1 protein-coding gene is annotated in these 2,346 nt (G+C 54.8%); it reads left to right on the forward strand.

All coding sequences use genetic code 11. The annotated features are described in order from the left end of the window. Positions 1 to 2,346: S8 family serine peptidase (locus ACETWG_10955; protein MFB0517103.1), on the forward strand; the 2,346-nt coding region annotated here is incomplete at both ends.

A 2,346-nucleotide genomic window follows, 5' to 3' on the forward strand; every position in this document is an offset into this window, starting at 1 on the left:
GGCCGGGGTGGCGGCGGCGGTGACCAATAATTACCTAGGCATAGCTGGCGCCAGTTGGAATGCACAGCTCATGCCCGTTAATACCACCTGCGAGTCGGACAGTTTCATCTGTTATGGGTATGAGGGAATAATCTACGCTGCCGAGAACGGGGCGGATATTATTAACGCCAGTTGGGGTTCAACGTATATCGGTCTCACTCCCTTTGAAGAGCGGCGACTCCTGCAGCTGATGCGGAACATAACTGATTATGTTGTCGAATGTGGTGCACTGCTGGTATCGTCCGCGGGCAACGACAACATCAATAATGATGAGGTGCTCAGCCTGCCAGCTGATGCACCGCATGTCCTATCGGTGGGTGCCACGGGCAAATCGTCGGATACCAAGGCCAGTTTCTCGAATTATGGCGCTTCGGTAGGTGTGTTTGCCCCCGGGATGTTTCTCAATACAACCGTTCCCGGCGACGGCTATATCGCAAATGCCTCCGGCACCTCTTTTTCTTCCGCCCTGGCAACCGGGACCGCTGCCCTGGTGAAAACACGGTTTCCGGACCTATCCCCCGACCAATTGGCCCAGCAGGTGCGGGTCACTGCCGATCCGATCGATGATGTCAACGATATCCGTCTGAGAGGCTTGATGGGAAAAGGCAGGATCAATGCCTACCGGTCTGTCATGGATACTACTATTCCGGCCATACGCATTGCAGGTACATCTTTCCGGGAAAGTGGAACTGATGGTATTATTGAGAATGGAGATATTGTCGACGTCACGGTGACTCTCACAAACTACCTGGCAAGTGCCAGCGATATAACGGTTGCCCTGGTTCGATATGATCCGAACATTACAGTAACGCAGGGAGAGGCGGTCATTTCATCCTTGCCGTCCGGTAATACAGCCGCGGTCGATTTTCAGTTCACTGTCGGCCAGGTGGGCGAGGAGTATCCATTACGGTTCACCCTGGAGATCAGCACCGGTAGCTACCAGGATCGGGATCTCTTCACTTTGTATGCCAATGAGCCTCTGGTCCTCTCGCACGATACCGGGCCGTTGCGGGTGTCCATTACCGCCGAAGGCAATATCGGCTGGACAGGGTTCGCCGATATGTCCCCCGGCGAAGGATTCGTCTATAATGGCACCAACCTGCTTTTTGAAGGGGGGCTGCTGGTGGGTGTCACTAAGACCAGAGTATCGGATTGCATTCGGGGGGTCAATGAGGAGCTGGAGCAGGACTTTGAGATGCCGCCTGGCGAGCAGCTGGTTATCGTTTCCGGCCAGGTAGCCAATGAAGAGGGTACGGTGGTGTTGACCGACAATCTGGCGTCCTCCCCCATCAGTGTAACCGTGCGGCAGGAAAGCTATGCCGATAACGATCCGGATTATGATGACTTCGTAATTTTCAGATATACCATCACCAACACCAGCAGCCGGGTTCTGACGAGTTTGTATTCCGGCCTCTTTTTTGACTGGGATATCAATGAAAACGCCCGGGACTACGCCTGCTTTGACGCGGCGCGCAGCATGGGCAACGTGCAGAATTATGCCACCAATCCTACTTTCCTGGCGGCCACACGGCTATTGACCCGCCATGCTGACCTCATGTATCGCGCGATAGAGAATCCGACTGAAATCTATGGCGGACAGTCGGGTGACGGTTTTACGGAGTTGGAGAAGTGGGCCTATTTGAGTGGGGGTATCCAGAGAACGAACCTAGATGCTGTTGATGTATCCACTCTCACCGCTGCCGGTCCATTTGTTGCTGAGCCGGGGCAATCGGTTGAGGTCGCTTTCGCCGTCGTTGGTGCCGGGAGTAGTGCGCAGCTGGAAGAAAACGCCGATAATGCCCAGGAATTCTGGGACACCGTCATCCAGCCCGCCCGGTCAAATCACCCCCCGGTATTCACCAGGGTGATTCCCGATACCTCTATCTCCTCAGTGGAGACGCTAGTCTTTACCTACGCGGCGGATGATATTGATGGCGACGACTTGACCTTCAGTCTTGTCAATCCACCGGCAAACACTACTCTCGATAGCGAGACGGGCCGGCTGACCTTCCAGCCAGCCGCTGACTTTGGAGGCAGCACCATTATCACGACCGTCGTGAGTGATGGTGTTTTTGCCAGTGCCACCAGCGCCAGGATCACCATTGAGGAGGTCGTTTATTTTCTAGGCCAGAATTACTCGAATCCATTCCGGTTATCCGTTGAAGGTGTGACCACGATTGAATATCAGCTGGCTGAGCCTGGGAAAGTCAGGTTGGTGATCTATGACCTGCTGGGCCGGGAAGTGAAGGCGCTGGTGAGCGATTCCCAGCCCCGAGCGGCGGGAGAGTATCGAGTTATCTGGAATGC

The organism is Candidatus Neomarinimicrobiota bacterium (genome assembly GCA_041862535.1).
GTDB lineage: Bacteria > Fidelibacterota > Marinisomatia > SCGC-AAA003-L08 > TS1B11.